Source organism: Sphingomonas endolithica (assembly GCF_025231525.1).
GTDB lineage: Bacteria > Pseudomonadota > Alphaproteobacteria > Sphingomonadales > Sphingomonadaceae > Sphingomonas > Sphingomonas endolithica.
In genome coordinates this window covers 1,367,659-1,385,504 of the sequence record NZ_CP103057.1, presented here as the reverse complement: position 1 = coordinate 1,385,504, position 17,846 = coordinate 1,367,659, and the positions used below count along the sequence as shown (strand labels likewise).

Sequence of the window (17,846 nt, the reverse complement as noted above, 5' to 3'; positions counted from 1 at the left end):
GGCGGGTGGCGGGTGGCTCGCGGGCAATACAGCGTCACAATTTCGACCTGATCCATCCCATCCGCTCGTGTCGAGCGAAGTCGAGACACCTGCGCTTGGGTCGGTGTCTCGACTGCGCTCGACACGACCGGAATGATGTGAGCGATCGCAGCCTGAAGCTTGACCGCTTAACCCCCCCCGTTCGTGCTGAGTAGAGACCGAGTAGGCCGAAGGCCGTATCGAGGGCTCGTATCGAAGCACCGGTGGAGCGTGCATTGCCTGTCCTTCGATACGCCCTCTCGATACGCCCTGCGGGCTACTCGATGGCTACTCAGGAAGAACGGAGGGGTGGGTGACCGAACGCCTCCAGCAACCGTCACCCCGGACTTGTTCCGGGGTCCACCAAGCGGCTTGCGGTGCGGATAGTGCCCTTAGCGTTCAGTGTGCGGCACGGTGGACCCCGGAAGAAGTCCGGGGTGACGGCTGCCGGTTTGCTAACCCAGCTCACCCACCCCGCGCACAAGCACCCGGGATCCGATCCGCAAAAGGCGCCCGGATCCCGGTCCCACTCAGTTCAGCTTGGGCAGCAGCACGCCGTTCACGACATGGACGATGCCGTTGGACTGGCGCACGTCCGGCGTCTCGACATAGCTCTTGTTGCCATTGACGTCGGTCAGCACGACGGCCTGCACTTCCTTGGTGACGATCAGCGGCGAACCCTCGACCGTGGTCAGCGTCAGCTTGCCGCCGCCCTGCTCGATCCGCGCGAGCAATTGCGCCGCGGTGATCGTGCCCGGCACGACGTGATAGGTCAGTGCCTTGGTCAGCAGCGCCTTGTTGGCGGGCTGGAGCAAGGTATCGACGGTGCCCGGCGCCAGGCGGCCGAAGGCGTCGTTGGTCGGCGCGAACACCGTGAACGGGCCGGGGCCGGAAAGCGTGGGCACGAGACCGGCGGCCGTCACGGCCTTGACCAGCGTCGACAAATTGGTCGCTGCCGAGGCGTTGGCAACGATCGTCTTGCTGGCATCCATCGCGGCGCCGCCGACCATCGGGTTCGGGGCGACGGCAGCGGGCGCGGCAGGGGTGCCGGGTGCCGCCTGGGCCGGAGCTGCCGTCGGGGCAGCGGTCGATGCCGGTGCCGCGGGCGTCTGCGGGGCGGTCTGTGCCGATACGGCGGCGGCGGTGGTGGCCAGCGCGCCAGCCAGCGCGATCAGCGGGAGCTTGTGGTTGGTCATGGACTTCTCCAATTGGTTCCGGTGCTTCGTTTCGGGCGAACACTCCCGTAAGATACGATCCACCGCCGGAATGGTTTCGCAGCCGACACTTTCTCGGCCCTCCGTGGCAGCGGTCCGCCTCTGCTCACTGCGCCTCGGCCAGCACCTCGGCGAGCAGGCGGAAATCCTTCTCCCGCGGCGAGGCGCGGCGCCATACCAGGGCGATCGAGCGCGACGGGCTCTCGGCCTCCAGCGGCCGCGCGGTGAGCCCAGTGTGATCCAGGATGCCGGCCTTCAGCGCCATTTCCGGCAGCATCGTCACCCCCAGGCCGTTATCGACCATCTGTACGATGGTATGCAGCGAGGTGCCGAGCATCGTCGCCTCGGCGCGCATTTCCGGCCGGTTGCACGCCGCCAGCGCATGTTCCTTCAGGCAATGGCCGTCCTCCAACAGCAACAGCCGGGTCTCGTCGATGTCCTTGGCGCCGATCGTCGGCGATGCATGGCCCAGCTCCGCCTCCGTGCCGGCGACGAACAGGCGATCCTCGAACAGCACCTGGCTGGTCACCTCGCCGCACGCATAAGGCAGCGCCAGCAGCACGCAGTCGGTGCGGCCGTTCTGCAGCCCCTCGCACGCCGCGCCGCTCGGCTCCTCGCGCAGGAACAGCTTCAGGTCGGGATAATTCTCGCGCAGCCGCGGCAGGATGCGCGGCAGCATGAACGGGGCGATCGTCGGGATCACGCTCATCCGCATGTCGCCCGACAGCGGGCGCCCGGCGGCGCGCGCCATGTCGCCCAGTTCGTCCGCCTCGCGCAGTACGATCCGCGCCTTGTCGGCGATGCGGTCGCCCAGCGGGGTGAAGCGCACCACGCGGCGGGTGCGTTCGACCAGCACCACGCCGATTAGCGTCTCCAGTTCGCGGATGCCCGCCGACAAGGTGGATTGCGTGACGAAGCACGCCTCGGCCGCGCGGCTGAAATGGCCCGCATCCTTCAGCGCGACGAGATATTGCAGCTGCTTCAGCGTCGGTAGATAGGTGGCCATCATCGTTCCAATCGATCAACTGTAGCTAAATAACCTGTTGGCTCGATCAAAAGCCACCTTATATGTGATCGTGCAACGAGACGGTGCGCCAAAGCGCCGCTGTGAGGATGTGTTCGGAAGGCCGACTATTTTCAGGAGGCCACATTCCATGCTTACCATCGGCGACAAGCTCCCCGACTTCACCGTTCCCGTCCAGCAGGGCACCAGCGCACTTCCGGCCGGCGAGACGCTCAGCCAGGATGCGTTCCCGGGCAAGTGGAAGGTGCTGTTCTACTGGCCGAAGGATTTCACCTTCGTCTGCCCGACCGAGATCGTCGGCTATGCCGGCCTCAAGGGCGATTTCGAGGATCGCGATGCCGTGCTGATCGGCGCCTCGACCGACACCGCGCACGTCCACCTCGCCTGGCGCAAGTCGGACCCGGATCTGGCGGCTGCCGATTTCCCGTGGCTGGCCGATAACGGTGGCGTGCTCGCCTCGCAGCTCGGCATCCTCGACAAGAACGAACATGTCGCGTTCCGTGCGACCTTCATCATCGATCCGGACAACGTCATCCAGGCGGTCCAGGTCAATGGCCTGAACGTCGGCCGCAACCCGGCCGAGACGCTCCGCGTGCTCGACGCGCTGCAGACCGACGAGCTGTGCCCGTGCAACTGGAACAAGGGCGACGACGTCCTCCAGCTGGCGGCGTAAACCGTTCGAACCGGGCGCGGAGACCTCAGGGTTTCCGCGCCCTTTCTTTGCCTGCTTTATCCCCGCTCCCAGCCGTCACCCCGGACTTGTTCCCGGGGTCCACCGTACCCTCGTCCTTCGGCCCGAGCGGACGAGTGGACCGCGGAACAAGTCCGGGGTGACGCGGGGGCTGAATATTGGAAATATCATGTCGCTCAAGGATTTTGCCGGAACCCTCCCGGACTATGCCAAGGACATCCGTCTCAATGTCGGCTCGCTGCTCAACGAGGCGCATCTGCCCGACCAGCAGAAGTTCGGCCTGCTGCTGACCTGCGCCCATGCCTCCGGCTACAAGCCGCTGGTCGATGCGGCCGAGGCCGAATGCGCGCCCAAGCTGACGCCGGAAGCGGCCACCGCAGCCCGTGCGGCGGCCGCCGTTATGGCGATGAACAACGTCTATTACCGCTTCACGCACCTCGCCGGTAACGACGAGTACCAGCGCATGCCGGCCAAGCTGCGCATGAACGTGATCGGTCAGCCGGGCATCGACAAGGTCGATTTCGAGCTGTTCAGCCTCGCCGTTTCGGCGATGAACGGCTGCGGCATGTGCATCGACAGCCACGAGCAGATCCTGAAGAAGGCGGGCGTCACCGCCGAGGCGATCCAGACCTCGGTCCGCATCGGCGCGGTGATGAAGGCCGTCGCCACGGTCCACGCGTCGGTGAACTGAGCTTCCGGTCCCCTTCCTGACGGAAGGGGACCGCCTTTGGTAGAATGTGCGGGCGAACAAGAACCAAGTGGTCGGTGCTCACACCACCCGGTACGGCACCGTCCCGCGCATGTCCGGATCGACCGAGATCCCCCGGTCCGCCGGCGGGAACGCGCGCTGGTCGCAATCGACGCGCGGGCAGAGGCGGCACGAAATGCCGATCGGCGTCGGCTGCGCCCGCCCGTCCAGCGCATCGGCATAGACGAAGTCCCCGGCATGTTCCGCCTCGCACCCCAGTGTCACGGCATAACGCCGCGGGCTGCGCGTGAAGCTGCCCGAGGGTTTCACGAGTCCCTTGGCCATCGACACATAGCGTACGCCGTCGGGCGTCGCTGCCTGCTGCACCAGGATACGATCGGGGATCGCCACTGCCTCGTGCACGATCCATAACGGGCAGGCGCCGCCGAAGCGTGCGAACTGGAAGCGCGTCGCCGAGTGCCGCTTGGTGATGTTGCCGGCCATGTCGACCCGGCAGAAATAGAACGGAATGCCCTCCGCGCCTGGCCGCTGCAGCGTCGACAGCCGGTGGCACGCCTGTTCGAAACTCACCCCGAAGCGGCGACACAAGCGATCGATGTCATGCCGTGTCGCGCGCGCGGCGGCGCGGAACGCGGTGTAGGGCATGGTCAGCGCGCCCGCCGCGTAATTGGCGAGACCGATGCGCAGCAGGTTGCGCGCGGCGTCCCCCTCGAGTTCGGCGGTCGCAACGATCGCGTCGATCTCGCTCGCAAAGGCGATCGCCGCCAGGCGGTGCGCGATCTGGAAGCGGCGGCTTTCGGCCGGCATCGTGGCGTCCAACGTCAGCGTGTGGCCGTCGAACGCTGCTATGGGATCGCTGGCCCGATCGGTGGCCCGGATGGACACGCCGTGGCGCGTCAACGCCACCGCCAGCGCATCCTGTTCTCCCGTGAAGGCGGGAGCCCAGACTGGACTCCCGCCTTCGCGGGAGGACAATGCGTCGCCGGAGGCCAGCGTTTCCGCTGCCCTGTCCAGCGCATCGACATAATTGCCGGCATTGTGAAACCAGTCGCGCACCGCTTCCCACGGCTTGCGCCCGCCACCGCCGGACGCCTGCTCCTCGACCATCTGCAGCCGTTCCTCGCCCGCCCGCAGCGCGGCGTGCAGCGCGATGAAGCGGTCGGCGATTTCCGGTCGCTCGGCGGCTAGTCGCGCGATCGCCTCGGGCGCGGGCGGCGCGGGCAGCAGCGGATCGGCCAGCGCATCGCTGAGCGCGGCCAGGCGCAGCGTCGGCGCAGCATCCTCGATCGAGGCCAGCGCGCCGGGATGATGCCGCCGCAACGCCGCGCTGACGCTCGGCGTCAGCGGCCGCACCCCGCCTTCCAGCTGCGAGAGGTAGCTGACCGACACGCCGAGCCGCGCGGCCATCGCCGCTTGATTGAGGCCGGCATTCTGGCGCAGCGTGCGGAGTTGGTCTCCGGCGAACAGGCGGGCGGGGCGGGGCATGCTTGCGCCACTACTTTGCAAGATGATCCTTCGCAACTTCGCAAGTTCACATTTGCAAAAGCCGCGGCGACCGGGAAAAGAGGCGGCGCACCACCGGAGACCTGCATGTCCTCGACCATCGCCGAACTCGAACGCAAGCGCGACGCGGCACGGATGGGCGGCGGGAAGAAGCGCATCGCCGCGCAGCACGCCAAGGGCAAGCTCACCGCGCGCGAACGGCTCGACGTGTTGCTCGACGAGCATTCGTTCGAGGAGCTCGACATGTATGTCGAGCATAATTGCATCGACTTCGGCATGCAGGACCAGATCATCCCCGGCGATGGCGTGGTCACCGGATCGGGCACGATCAACGGCCGCCTGGTCTTCGTCTTCAGTCAGGATTTCACCGTGTTCGGCGGCTCGCTCAGCGAACGTCACGCGCAGAAGATCTGCAAGATCATGGACATGGCGCTGAAGGTCGGCGCGCCCGTGATCGGGCTCAACGACAGCGGTGGCGCGCGCATCCAAGAGGGCGTGGCCTCCCTCGGCGGCTATGCCGAAGTATTCCAGCGCAACGTGCTGGCCAGCGGCGTCGTGCCGCAGATTTCCTTGATCATGGGGCCCTGCGCCGGTGGCGCAGTCTATTCCCCCGCGATGACGGACTTCATCTTCATGGTGAAGGATTCGTCATACATGTTCGTCACCGGCCCAGATGTAGTGAAGACCGTTACAAACGAGATCGTCACGCAGGAGGAACTGGGTGGAGCGGTGACGCATACCACGAAGTCGGGGGTCGCTGATGTGGCCTTCGAGAACGATATCGAGGCGCTGCTCGCAGCCCGCGACTTCGTGGACTTCCTTCCCGCCAGCAACCGCGAAGGCACGCCCGAGCGGCCCTCGTCCGACCCGTGGGACCGGATCGAGGACAGTCTCGACACGCTGATCCCGGCCAGCGCCAACCAGCCGTATGACATGCACGAGCTGATCCGCAAAACGGTCGACGAGGGCGATTTCTTCGAGGTGCAGCCGACGCATGCCGGCAACATCATCATCGGCTTCGGCCGGATCGAGGGTCGCACCGTCGGCTTTGTCGCCAACCAGCCGATGGTGCTGGCCGGGTGCCTCGACATCAATTCGTCGAAGAAGGCCGCGCGATTCGTGCGCTTCTGCGATGCGTTCGACATCCCGATCGTCACCTTCGTCGATGTGCCGGGCTTTCTGCCGGGGACGGCCCAGGAACTGAACGGCATCATCAAGCACGGCGCGAAACTGCTGTTCGCCTATGCCGAGGCAACCGTGCCCAAGATCACCGTCATTACGCGCAAGGCCTATGGCGGCGCCTATGACGTGATGGCCTCCAAGCATCTGCGCGGCGACCTGAATTACGCCTGGCCGACCGCCGAGATCGCGGTGATGGGCGCCAAGGGCGCGGTCGAGATCATCTTCCGCGGCCGTACGCCCGCCGAGATTGCCGAGCAGACCGCGGTCTACGAAGCGCGCTTCGCCAACCCGTTCGTGGCAGCCGCAAAAGGCTTTATCGACGAGGTGATCCAGCCCCATGCCACACGCCGGCGCATCGCGCTCGGCCTGCGCAAGCTGCGCGGCAAGGCGCTGGAAAATCCGTGGAAGAAGCATGACAATATCCCGCTATAAGCGTGGCGATGGCCCGGCATCGGCCATCGTTTCGGAGCTGAGGTCATGATCCTGTTTCTGGTACTTGCGCAGGCAGCCGCTCCCGCTCCTGCGCCTGCGACGCCACCGGCGCCCTGGGTGCCGCGCGAGCGCGCCAATGCCGGTGGCGGCAGTTCGCTCACCGCCAGCACGACGGCGAGCGACGGCTCCTCGCGGCTGGTCGTGAAATGCGATCGCGGCGCGGAGCCGGTGGTGTCGGTGCAGTTCATCGCCAAGCAGCCGCTGCAGGTCGCGGGCGACGATGGCAGCTATCCCGACAAGGTCGTCGCATTGCGCTTCGATAACGGGCCGGCGATCGGCTATACCTGGCAGCTGCGCGGCAATGCCGCGTACGACGCCGCGCCTGCCGACGTCACGGCGCTCACCATGTTCCTCGTCAAGGCCAAGTCGGTCCGGGTCGAGACGACCAACGGCGCCGGCTTCGCGTTCAATGCGACATTCGCCGCGCCGCCGAGCGATGCGCCGGTGCGTCAGGTGCTGAGCGCGTGCGGCTATACGCTGGGCACTGTGCCCGCGCCGCTGGCGGCCAAGCCGAAATGAGCGCCTCTGCGACGGGCCTCGGCCGGCTCAACCATGTCGGCGTGGCCACCCCGTCGATCGCGGCATCGATCGAGACCTATCGCACGTTGCTCGGCGCAACTGCGATCGGCGAGCCGTTCGATCTGCCGGTTCAGGGCGTGAAGGTGTGCTTCATCGATGCGCCCAACGCGCAGATCGAGCTGATCGAGCCGTATGACGACAGCTCGCCGATCGCCGGGTTCCTGCGCAAGAACCCGGCCGGCGGACAGCATCATGTCTGTTTCGAGGTGCCCGACATCGCGGTCGCGGTCGCCGATCTGCGCGCCAAGGGCGCGACGGTGCTCGGCGAGCCGCGGATCGGCGCGCACGGCACGCCAATCGTGTTCGTCCACCCGAAGGATTTCGGCGGGCTGCTCGTCGAACTGATGGAAACGCCGAAGGGGGATCATTGAATGACCTATGAGATGATCCTGTCCGAGCGCCGCGGCGACGTGCTGGTGCTCACGCTCAACCGCCCCGAGCGGCTCAACGCCGCCCCGCCGCAGCTGTTCGACGAACTGCGCGCGGCGATCGGCGCGCTGGCTGGCGCGCGCGCGGTGCTGGTGACCGGGGCCGGGCGGGGCTTCTGCTCGGGCGCGGACGTTGCCGGCGGCGCGCTCGGCGCCGACGATCCCGGCAACGCGACGTTCGTCGCGCTGACCGAGCATTACAATGCGACGATGGCGGCGTTTGCCGAGCTGGCGGTGCCGGTGGTGAGCGCGGTGCGCGGGCCGGCGGCGGGGATCGGCTGCTCGCTGGCACTGGCGGCGGATTTCTGCGTGGCGAGCGACACGGCCTATTTCCTCCAGGCGTTCGTCAATATCGGGCTGGTGCCGGATGGCGGCGCAAGCTGGATGGTGCCCAGGCTGATCGGCCGCGCGCGCGCGACCGAGATGATGATGCTGGGCGAAAAGGTGCCGGCGGCCAAGGCGCTCGACTGGGGCATGATCCACCAAATGGTGGCGGACGAGGCGCTGGATGCCGCCGCCTTCGCGCTGGCCGAGCGGCTGGCGGCGGGGCCGACCGTCGCGCTCGGGCTGATGAAGCGCGGCCTGAACCACGCGCTGGAGGTCGATTATCCGACCGCCATGCTGCGCGAGGCCGAGAACCAGCGCGCGGCGCGCGGCTCGGCGGATTCGATGGAAGGCGGCATCGCGTTCCTGCAGAAGCGCAAACCCGCGTTCAAGGGCGCGTGATGCTTGCCCTAAACTACCTCCCCGGCGAACGCCGGGGTCCAGTCGCGAAGGTTGGAGTAACAGCGCGCAGCATCCGTCAAGCGATCGCTTTCAGCTGCACCTCGCTCGTCGCGAAACCACCCGGAAAGTCGCGGCAGCTTATCTTTATCCGTCACCCCGGACTTGTTTCGGGGTCCACCGTTCCGCAGCCTCTCAGGCCGTTGATTTGGCGGCACAGTGGACCCCGGAACAAGTCCGGGGTGACGGTGAAGGCGATGCCGGCGCTCAGTCACGCAGGGGTGTTACGAACGCTGGGATCTGATGCGGGCGGCGTTGGACGAGTGCATCCTGGGACTCCGGCCTTCGCCGGGGAATTGCCTGGAAGCGAAGCGTGACCGACAAACCAACCCTCGACCAATGGGCCGCTGCCGCCGCCAAGGAAGTGAAGGGCCGCGACCTCATCTGGCCGACGCCCGAGGGGATCGATGTCAAGCCGCTCTACACCGCTGAAGACACGGCCGATATCGATCCCGGCCTGCCCGGCTTCGCACCCTTCACCCGCGGCGTCCGCGCGTCGATGTATGCCGGCCGTCCCTGGACGATCCGCCAATATGCCGGCTTCTCGACGGCGGAAGCCTCCAACGCCTTCTACCGCCGCAATCTCGCCGCGGGCCAGAAGGGCCTGTCGGTCGCGTTCGATCTCGCCACCCACCGCGGCTATGACAGCGATCACCCGCGCGTAACCGGCGATGTCGGCAAGGCCGGCGTGGCGATCGACACGATCGACGACATGAAGATCCTGTTCGACGGTATTCCGCTCGATCAGATGTCGGTCAGCATGACGATGAACGGCGCGGTGATCCCGATCCTCGCTTTCTTCATCGTCGCGGGTGAGGAGCAGGGCGTGCCGCAGCATCTGCTCGACGGCACGATCCAGAACGACATCCTCAAGGAGTTCATGGTCCGCAACACCTATATCTACCCGCCCGAACCGAGCATGCGGATCATCTCGGACATTATCGGCTACACCTCGGCGCACATGCCGAAGTTCAACAGCATCTCGATCTCCGGCTATCACATGCAGGAAGCCGGCGCGACGCAGTTGCAGGAGCTCGCCTTCACGATCGCCGACGGGCGCGAATATGCCAAGGCGGCGATGGCGAGCGGGCTTGATCTCGATGCGTTTGCCGGGCGGCTGAGCTTCTTCTTCGCGATCGGCATGAACTTCTTCATGGAGATCGCCAAGCTGCGCGCGGCGCGCAAATTGTGGCACCGGGTGATGACCGATCTTGGCGCCAAGGACGAGCGCTCGAAGATGCTGCGCACGCATTGCCAGACGTCGGGCGTGTCGCTGACCGAGCAGGATCCGTACAACAATGTGATCCGCACGACGATCGAGGCGATGGCGGCGATGCTCGGTGGCACGCAGAGCTTGCACACCAATGCGCTCGACGAAGCGATCGCGCTGCCGACAGATTTCTCCGCCCGCATCGCGCGCAACACGCAGATCGTCATCCAGGAAGAGACCGGGATGACCAAGGTCGTCGATCCGCTCGGCGGCTCCTATTATATCGAGAGCCTGACCGAGGAACTGGTCGACAAGGCGTGGGAGATCATCCAGCGCGTCGAAGTCGATGGCGGCATGGCCAAGGCGGTCGCGCATGGCTGGCCCAAGGCGATGATCGAGGAAGCCGCGGCCGGGCAGGCGGCACGCGTCGACAAGGGCGAGCAGGTCATCGTCGGGGTCAACAAGTACAAATTGGCCGAACAGGATGCGATCGACATCCTCGATGTCGACAATGTCGCCGTGCGCGAATCGCAGATCGCGCGGATCAAGGCCTCCAAGGCCGGGCGCGACGAGGCGAAGTGCATTGCCGCACTCGATGCCTTGCGAGAGGGCGCGCGGGGCACGGATAACGTGCTCGGCCTCGCGGTCGAATGCGCGCGGCAGCGGGCTACGCTGGGCGAAATCTCCTCGGCGATGGAGGATGTGTTCGGCCGCTACGGCACCAACCCGACGCCCGTCTCGGGCATCTATGGCGGCGCGCACGAATTCGACGCCAAGTGGCTTGGCCTCAAGGAAGGCGTCGAATCGATTGGCCAGCGTAAAGGGCGCAAACCCCGGCTGTTCGTCGCCAAGATGGGCCAGGACGGGCATGACCGCGGCGCCAATCTGGTAAGCTCGGCGTTCGGCGATCTCGGCTTCGAGGTGGTGCCGGGGCCGCTGTTCCAGACGCCCAGGGAAGCCGCGGCATTGGCCGTCGAGAAGGACGTCGATGTCGTCGGCGCATCGTCGCTCGCCGCCGGGCACAAGACGCTGATTCCCGAGCTGATCGGCCATCTGCGCGATGCCGGCCGCAGCGACATCAAGGTGATCGCCGGCGGCGTGATCCCGGCGCAGGACTATCAATACCTGCGCGATGCCGGCGTGCAGGGTATCTTCGGCCCCGGCACCAATCTGGTCGAGGCCGCGGGCGAGGTTTTGAAATTGCTGGGGCACAACATGCCGCCAGTCGAGGAAACAGTTGAGTGACCATGACAATGACCACCGTTCGTCCTGAGCTTGTCGAAGGACCTGTTACGAGCGAGACACTGGCGACACGTGCTTCGACAGGCTCAGCACGAGCGGGGGAGGGTGTTGCGCTCACGCCCGACCTTCGCACCGACTGGTCCCGCGCAGAAATTGCCGCTCTGTTCGATCTCCCGTTCCACGAACTGATGTTCCGCGCGCAGACCATCCACCGCGCGCACCATGCCGCAGGCGAAGTGCAGCTCTGCACCCTTCTGTCGATCAAGACCGGCGGCTGCCCGGAGGATTGCGGCTATTGCAACCAGTCCGTCCATGCCGAGACCGAGCTCAAGGCGACCAAGCTGATGGACGTGCGCGCCGTGCTGCAATCGGCGGCACAGGCCAAGGACGCCGGCAGCCAGCGTTTCTGCATGGGGGCCGCCTGGCGCAACCCCAAGGATCGCGACATGCCCGCGATCATCGAGATGGTGCGCGGCGTGCGCCAGATGGGGCTGGAGACGTGCATGACGCTCGGCATGCTCGAGCCGCACCAGGCGCAGCAACTCGCCGATGCCGGGCTGGACTATTACAATCACAACATCGATACCTCGCCCGAAAAGTATGCCGAGGTAATCACCACGAGAAGTTTCGCTAACCGATTGGAAACATTGGAGAATGTACGCCAGGCCGGGATCAATGTCTGCTGCGGCGGCATCGTCGGTATGGGCGAGGTTCGAGAAGATAGGGTAGGTTTCATCCACGCCCTCGCCACCCTCCCGCGCCACCCCGAAAGCGTGCCCGTCAACGCCCTGGTCCCGGTCAAGGGCACCGTGCTCGGCAACATGCTGGCCGATACCCCGCTCGCCAAGATCGACGATATCGAGTTCGTCCGCACCGTCGCCGTCGCGCGCATCACCATGCCGCTGTCGATGGTGCGCCTGTCCGCCGGACGCGAGAGCATGTCGGAAGCGACGCAGGCGCTGTGCTTCATGGCCGGTGCCAACTCGATCTTCACCGGCGACAAATTGCTCACCACCGGCAATGCCGGCGATGATCAGGATGCCGCGCTAATGGCCAAGCTCGGGCTGCGGCCGATGCTCGGCGAAGAGCCGATGCGCAAAAGCTGCTCGTCATGCTGAACTTGTTTCAGCATCCAGGCGCGGTCGCCTGCCTCACTGACACCGTCCTTGGATCGGCCGACCGCGCCTGGATCCTGAAACGAGTTCAGGATGACGCGTTTGTGGTGAATTCAGGGGAGGTTTCGAGATGTTACTGATCGCGCTCTTCCTCGCCGCGGCGGCACCGGTGCAGACGCAGGCCGACATGAACCGTTCCGCCGGCGCGTCCTATGTGCAGGCCGATGCGGCGATGACGGCGCAGTGGCAGCGGACCTATGCGCATATGAAGAGCCTCGACGCGCAGGACGGATCGCGCGGCGGCGGGTTCGGTTATGCCGCGGCGTTGCTGGCGAGCCAGCGCGCCTGGCTCAAGTTTCGCGATACGCAGTGCGTGATTCAGGGCGGTGAATTTGCCGGGGGCTCCGCGCAGTCGATGCTGGTCGCGCAGTGCCGCAGCCAATTGACCAGGGCACGCACGCAGCAACTGAAAACCCTGATCTGGAACCATTGATGTTCAAGAAAATCCTGGTCGCCAATCGCGGCGAAATCGCCTGCCGCGTGATGCGCACCGCCAAGAAGATGGGCATCGCGACGGTTGCGGTCTATTCCGATGCCGATGCGCGCAGCCCGCATGTGCTGATGGCCGATGAAAGCGTGCGGCTCGGACCGCCGCCGGCGGGGGAGAGCTACCTGCTCGCCGACCTGATCCTGCTCGCCGCCAAGGAGACGGGCGCCGATTGCATCCATCCCGGCTACGGCTTTCTTAGTGAGCGCGAGAGCTTCGCGCGCGCCTGCGCTGAGGCGGGGATCGCCTTCGTCGGGCCACCGCCGCACGCGATCGCGGCGATGGGCGACAAGATCGAGTCCAAGAAGCTCGCCAAGGCGGCTGGCGTCAATGTCGTGCCGGGGTTCCTGGGCGAGATCGCCGATACCGAGGATGCGGTGCGCATCGCGGGCGAGATCGGTTATCCGGTGATGATGAAGGCCTCGGCCGGCGGCGGCGGCAAGGGCATGCGGCTGGCCTATTCCGAGCAGGACGTGCGCGAGGGCTTCGAGGCGACCAAGCGCGAGGGGCTGGCGTCGTTCGGCGACGACCGCGTGTTCATCGAGAAGTTCATCGAGAGCCCGCGGCATATCGAGATCCAGGTGATGGGCGATCAACACGGCAATATCGTCTATCTCGGCGAGCGCGAATGCTCGATCCAGCGGCGGCACCAGAAAGTCGTCGAAGAAGCGCCGTCGCCGTTCGTCACGCCGAAGATGCGCCAGGCGATGGGCGAGCAGGCCGTCGCGCTGGCGCGCGCGGTGGGGTATTTCAGCGCAGGCACGGTCGAACTGATCGTGTCGGGCGCGGATACCAGCGGCGAGGGCTTCTACTTTCTCGAGATGAACACGCGGCTGCAGGTCGAGCATCCGGTGACCGAGGCGGTGACCGGGCTCGATCTCGTCGAACTGATGATCCGCGTCGCGGCGGGGGAGCCGTTGGGCTTCACGCAGGACGATGTGACGCTGACCGGCTGGGCGATCGAGAACCGGGTCTATGCCGAGGATCCGTATCGCGGGTTCCTGCCGAGCATCGGGCGGTTGGTACGCTATGCGCCGCCGGCGAGCAGCGAAACGCCGTACAAACCGTTGGTGCCGAGCGCGGTCGAGGGACAAGCCGCAGGCGCTGCGCAGGGTGGTTCGCGCGACACGAACGGTCGGGAACGTGGGACGATGGCGGAAGCCTATGTCCGCGTCGACGATGGCGTACGTGAAGGTGGCGAGGTCAGCATGTTCTATGACCCCATGATCGCCAAGCTGATCACCTGGGCGCCGACTCGCGAGGAAGCGGTGGACTTGCAGATTACCGCGCTCGACCAGTTCGAGATCGATGGCCCCGGCAACAACATCGATTTCCTGTCCGCGCTGATGCAGCATCCACGCTTCCGCTCCGGCGAGATCACCACCGGTTTCATCGGCGAGGAATATCCCGACGGCTTCCATGGCGCCCCGGCGACGGCGGGCGTGATCCGCAGCCTGGCCGCCATCGCCGCCTTTGCCGCCACCGCGGAAGCGGATCGCGCGCGGCGCGTGGACGGGCAACTCGGCAAGCGCCTGCGTCCGCCGTCCGAATGGTCGGTCACGATCGGCGACCTGTCGCACGAGGTGTCGATCTCGACCGATGGCATCATCGTCGATGGCGCGGCATTGGAGATCGCGCTGGAATATACGCCAGGCGACCGCGTGGTACATGCCGAACTGGCGGACGACGAGCTGGCGGTGCGCATCGCCAAAACGCGCGGCGGCTTCAAGCTCACCACGCGCGGGGCGTCGCATCTGGCGCGCGTGCTGCCGGCGCATGTCGCGCCGCTCGCTAGCCATATGATCACCAAGATCCCACCCGATCTCTCCAAGTTCCTGCTCTGCCCGATGCCGGGGCTGCTCATGCGCCTGGACGTGAGCGAAGGTGACAAGGTCGAGGCCGGACAGCCGCTCGCCGTGGTCGAGGCGATGAAGATGGAGAACATCCTGCGCGCCGAGAAAGCGGGCGTGGTGAAGAAGGTGAATGCGGCGCCTGGCGACAGCCTGGCAGTGGATGCGGTGATCCTGGAGATGGAGTAGAGCAGGTCGGGTATGCCGTCCGTCCGTGCTGAGCTGTCGAAGCACGTGCGGCGAGCGGATCGCCTGTGACACGCCCTTCGACAGGCTCAGGGCGAAGGGTTTTCGAGATTGGCTTGCCTAGAACCCCCGCGACAAGTTGCGACAATGTTTCGGTGGACGCACTGCGCCGCGCTCGCCATCTGTACCTGATGGTACGGTCACGCTTCCTCCTTGCGCTGAGCGCTTCGCTGCCGATCGCGGCGTGCAGTGTCGGGCCGGATTATCGCCCCGCATCGCCGTCCGCGCTGGGGGCGCCCGAGCGCTATTCGGTGGCGGCCGATGCTGCTCCGGCTGCTGATCTCACGGCATGGTGGACCAATTTCGACGATCCGCTGCTGGCGCGGATCGTCGAGCGCGCACGCGCCGGCAATCTCGACATCGTACAAGCCGCGGCGCGGCTGCGTCAAGCGCGTGAGGGTCTGATCCAGTCACGCGCCAACCTGTTGCCGACGATCAGCGGCTCGGGCGGCTATACCCGCTCGTTCGACCTGGCAGGCGCGAGCACGGTCACGCTGCCCGATGGCACGATCACCACGATCTCGCGCGGCGCCGACGATAGCTTCTCGATCGGCGGCGACGTATCTTACCAAGTGGGCTTGTTCGGCGAGATACGTCGCACGGTGGAGGCGAGCCGCGCGCAATATGCCGCCGCCGGCTATGATCTCGCGACCATACAATTGTCCGCACAGGCGGAGGCGGCGCGCAACTATGTGCTGGCCCGGCTGTACCAGCAGCAATTGGCCAATGCGCGGAGCTCGCTCGCCATTCAGGACGACAATCTGGAAATTGCCGGCTTCCGCGTGCAGGCGGGTCTCGTCTCCTCGCTCGACAGCGAACAGGCCCGCGCGCAGCGCGCGCAGACCGCAGCGACGATTCCGACGATCGAGCAGAACTATAATGCCGCGGTGTCGCGGATCGGCGTGCTGACGGGACAGGCTCCCGGTGCGCTCAAAGCCGAGCTTCAGGCGGTGCGGCCGATCCCACGGGGGCCGGCGCGCGTGGCGGTCGGCGTTCCCGCCGATACGCTGCGCAACAGGCCGGACGTGCGCGCGGCCGAGCGCAACCTGGCATCGGCGACGGCGCAGATCGGTGTGGCCAAGGCCGCGCTGTATCCCGCGCTGGCGATCAGCGGATCGATTAGCACGGATGCGACCGCGGTCGGCGGCTTGTTCGATCAGATTGCCGGGCGGCTGTTCGCCGGCCTGACGCAGGCGATCTTCAATGGCGGGCGGCTGCGCTCCCAGGTGCGCGTCAACGAGGCGGCGGCGGATGCCTCGTTCGCGGCGTATCGCGGCACCGTGCTGACGGGGCTTGAGGATGTCGAGAACGCGGTCGTCGCACTGGATGCATCACAGCGCCGCGCGCGCGAATTCGCCATTGCCCTGGATGCGGCGAACAATTCCGCGATCCTGTCGCGCAGCCAATATCGTGCCGGTCTGACCGATTTCACGACGCTCAACACGACCGAAAGCAGTTTGCTCTCGGCGCGCAACGGCCTGTCCCAGGCGCAGGCCGATCAGGCGCAGGCGTTGATCCAGCTTTATCTCGCATTGGGCGGCGGCTGGGATGCCGCGGCTGGTGCGCCGCAAGCCCCGCAGGGATGACCGCCATGGCCGAAAGCAACATCGACGATTTCCTGGGCACCAAGCCCGTGCCGGCATGGCGGCGCTACCTGAAATGGGTGCTGGTGGCGATCGGCGTCATTTTGCTGCTGCTTGCCGGCAAGAGCTATTTCGCCGGCACGAAGGCAGTGCAATATTCGACCGAGAATGTCGCCCGCGGATCGTTCCAGGTGACTGTCTCCGCCACCGGCAAGCTCGCCCCGACCAACCAGGTCGAGGTCGGATCGGAATTGTCAGGTCTGGTCACCAAGGTGGTGGTCGACGTCAACGATCGCGTCACGGCGGGCCAGCCGCTGGCGCTGGTCGATCCATCGCGGTTCCAGGATACGGTCAACCAGAGCAAGGCGGCGCTCGCCGCCAACCAGGCTGCGGTCGCGCAGGCACAAGCGACGCTGTCGCAATCCAATGCCACGCTGGCGCGCTTCCGGGAGGTCAGTCGGTTGTCGAACGGCCGCGTGCCGGCAAAGACCGAACTGGACCAGGCCGTGGCCGAACAGGCGCGCTCGGTCGCCAATTTGCGCGCGGCCGAGGCGAACGTGCAAGCGGCGCGCGCGACGCTGTCGTCCAATGCCACGCAGTTGGTGAAGACGGTGATCCGCTCGCCCGTCAACGGCGTGGTGCTGGCGCGGCAGATCGAGCCGGGACAGACGGTCGCCGCCTCGTTCAGCACGCCGACCCTGTTCGTCATTGCCGAGGATCTGTCGGCGATGAAGCTGGAAGTGGCGATCGACGAAGCCGATGTCGGCTCGGTCAAGCAGGGGCAGAGCGCCAGCTTCACGGTCGATGCATTCCCGGGCAAGACCTTTCCGGCGCAGATCACGCGCGTCGATCTCGGATCTAACCTGAGTGCGCAAAGCAGCACGGCGGCATCCACGGCCACGACAGCACAGGTCGTATCCTATGCGGCAACGCTCAGCGTCGCCAATCCAGGACAGCAGTTGCGCCCGGGCATGACTGCCACTGCCGACATCGTGACCACTGCCAGGAACAATGTGCTGCTGGTGCCGAGTGCGGCGTTGCGCTTCAAGCCGGCCGATCCCAGCACGGCCGGCGCAGCAGGTGGCGGCGGGGGCATCGCCGGGGCTATCGTACCCAGCCGACCGCGGCGTGGCGGCAGCGGTGGCGGCGGCGGCGGCGGTGGCACTGGCGCCGGGCGGAGCGCGACGATTGGCCGGGGCGGGCACCAGACCGTCTACGTCAAGGACGAGGCCGGTCAGCCCAAGGCGGTGAGCGTCGTCACCGGCGACACCAACGGATCGGTCACCGAAGTGACCGGCGGCGACCTGAAGCCCGGCATGGAGGTGATCACTGGGCAATTGTCCGGGAACACGGCCACGGGCGGTGGCCAGCGGCGGCGTTCGGGCGGCGGTGCTGGTGGCGGTAGTAGAGGCCAGCGCAGTGGCGGTTGA

General features: G+C 66.3%; 15 protein-coding genes. 12 read left to right on the top strand and 3 right to left on the bottom strand.

Annotated elements, in window-relative coordinates:
* Positions 1-548: 548 nt before the first annotated feature.
* On the bottom strand, positions 549-1,214 hold the full coding sequence (locus NV382_RS06520; protein ID WP_260599699.1) for a fasciclin domain-containing protein: 666 nt from the start codon (positions 1,212-1,214) through the stop codon (positions 549-551).
* 124 nt (positions 1,215-1,338) lie between these two features.
* On the bottom strand, positions 1,339-2,238 hold the full coding sequence (locus tag NV382_RS06515; RefSeq protein WP_260599698.1) for a hydrogen peroxide-inducible genes activator: 900 nt from the start codon (positions 2,236-2,238) through the stop codon (positions 1,339-1,341).
* 148 nt (positions 2,239-2,386) lie between these two features.
* On the opposite strand from NV382_RS06515, the gene NV382_RS06510 reads away from it, so the two are divergent.
* Both NV382_RS06510 and ahpD read left to right on the top strand, forming a co-directional pair.
* Positions 2,387-2,929: a peroxiredoxin gene (locus tag NV382_RS06510; RefSeq protein ID WP_242137481.1), complete on the top strand. Its 543-nt coding sequence runs from the start codon at positions 2,387-2,389 to the stop codon at positions 2,927-2,929.
* 187 nt (positions 2,930-3,116) lie between these two features.
* Complete coding sequence (gene ahpD, locus NV382_RS06505; RefSeq protein ID WP_260599697.1) at positions 3,117-3,638, top strand: alkylhydroperoxidase, AhpD family; 522 nt, start codon at positions 3,117-3,119, stop codon at positions 3,636-3,638.
* A 78-nt stretch (positions 3,639-3,716) separates the two neighbouring features.
* On the opposite strand, the gene NV382_RS06500 is transcribed toward ahpD, so the two are convergent.
* A complete protein-coding gene (locus tag NV382_RS06500; RefSeq protein WP_260599696.1) occupies positions 3,717-5,141 on the bottom strand; it encodes a helix-turn-helix domain-containing protein in 1,425 nt (474 codons plus the stop codon).
* A 105-nt stretch (positions 5,142-5,246) separates the two neighbouring features.
* Here NV382_RS06500 and NV382_RS06495 point away from each other — a divergent pair, with 105 nt between their 5' ends.
* The 10 genes from NV382_RS06495 (at position 5,247) to NV382_RS06450 (ending at position 17,846) form a co-directional block, all read left to right on the top strand.
* Positions 5,247-6,773, top strand: a complete 1,527-nt coding sequence (locus NV382_RS06495) for an acyl-CoA carboxylase subunit beta (protein ID WP_260599695.1) — start codon at positions 5,247-5,249, stop codon at positions 6,771-6,773.
* Between the two features lie 45 nt (positions 6,774-6,818).
* On the top strand, positions 6,819-7,352 hold the full coding sequence (locus tag NV382_RS06490; protein ID WP_260599694.1) for a hypothetical protein: 534 nt from the start codon (positions 6,819-6,821) through the stop codon (positions 7,350-7,352).
* Positions 7,349-7,783, top strand: coding sequence for a methylmalonyl-CoA epimerase (gene mce, locus NV382_RS06485; RefSeq protein WP_260599693.1), 435 nt, complete (start codon positions 7,349-7,351; stop codon positions 7,781-7,783). Before NV382_RS06490 ends, mce begins: the two co-directional genes overlap by 4 nt.
* A complete protein-coding gene (locus tag NV382_RS06480; protein ID WP_260599692.1) occupies positions 7,784-8,566 on the top strand; it encodes an enoyl-CoA hydratase-related protein in 783 nt (260 codons plus the stop codon).
* Positions 8,567-8,936: 370 nt separating this feature from the next.
* Complete coding sequence (scpA, locus tag NV382_RS06475; RefSeq protein ID WP_260599691.1) at positions 8,937-11,078, top strand: methylmalonyl-CoA mutase; 2,142 nt, start codon at positions 8,937-8,939, stop codon at positions 11,076-11,078.
* A 2-nt stretch (positions 11,079-11,080) separates the two neighbouring features.
* Positions 11,081-12,193 carry a biotin synthase BioB gene (gene bioB / locus NV382_RS06470; protein WP_260600333.1) on the top strand — a complete coding sequence of 371 codons (1,113 nt, stop codon included), beginning with the start codon at positions 11,081-11,083 and terminating at the stop codon, positions 12,191-12,193.
* A gap of 127 nt (positions 12,194-12,320) precedes the next feature.
* Positions 12,321-12,683, top strand: a complete 363-nt coding sequence (locus NV382_RS06465) for a lysozyme inhibitor LprI family protein (protein WP_260599690.1) — start codon at positions 12,321-12,323, stop codon at positions 12,681-12,683.
* Positions 12,680-14,776: an acetyl-CoA carboxylase biotin carboxylase subunit gene (locus tag NV382_RS06460; RefSeq protein WP_260599689.1), complete on the top strand. Its 2,097-nt coding sequence runs from the start codon at positions 12,680-12,682 to the stop codon at positions 14,774-14,776. Before NV382_RS06465 ends, NV382_RS06460 begins: the two co-directional genes overlap by 4 nt.
* 188 nt (positions 14,777-14,964) lie before the next feature.
* The gene (locus NV382_RS06455) at positions 14,965-16,419 is read left to right on the top strand and encodes an efflux transporter outer membrane subunit (protein ID WP_260600332.1); all 1,455 of its coding nucleotides are present in this window, start codon (positions 14,965-14,967) and stop codon (positions 16,417-16,419) included.
* Positions 16,420-16,424: 5 nt separating this feature from the next.
* Positions 16,425-17,846, top strand: coding sequence for an efflux RND transporter periplasmic adaptor subunit (locus NV382_RS06450; RefSeq protein ID WP_260599688.1), 1,422 nt, complete (start codon positions 16,425-16,427; stop codon positions 17,844-17,846).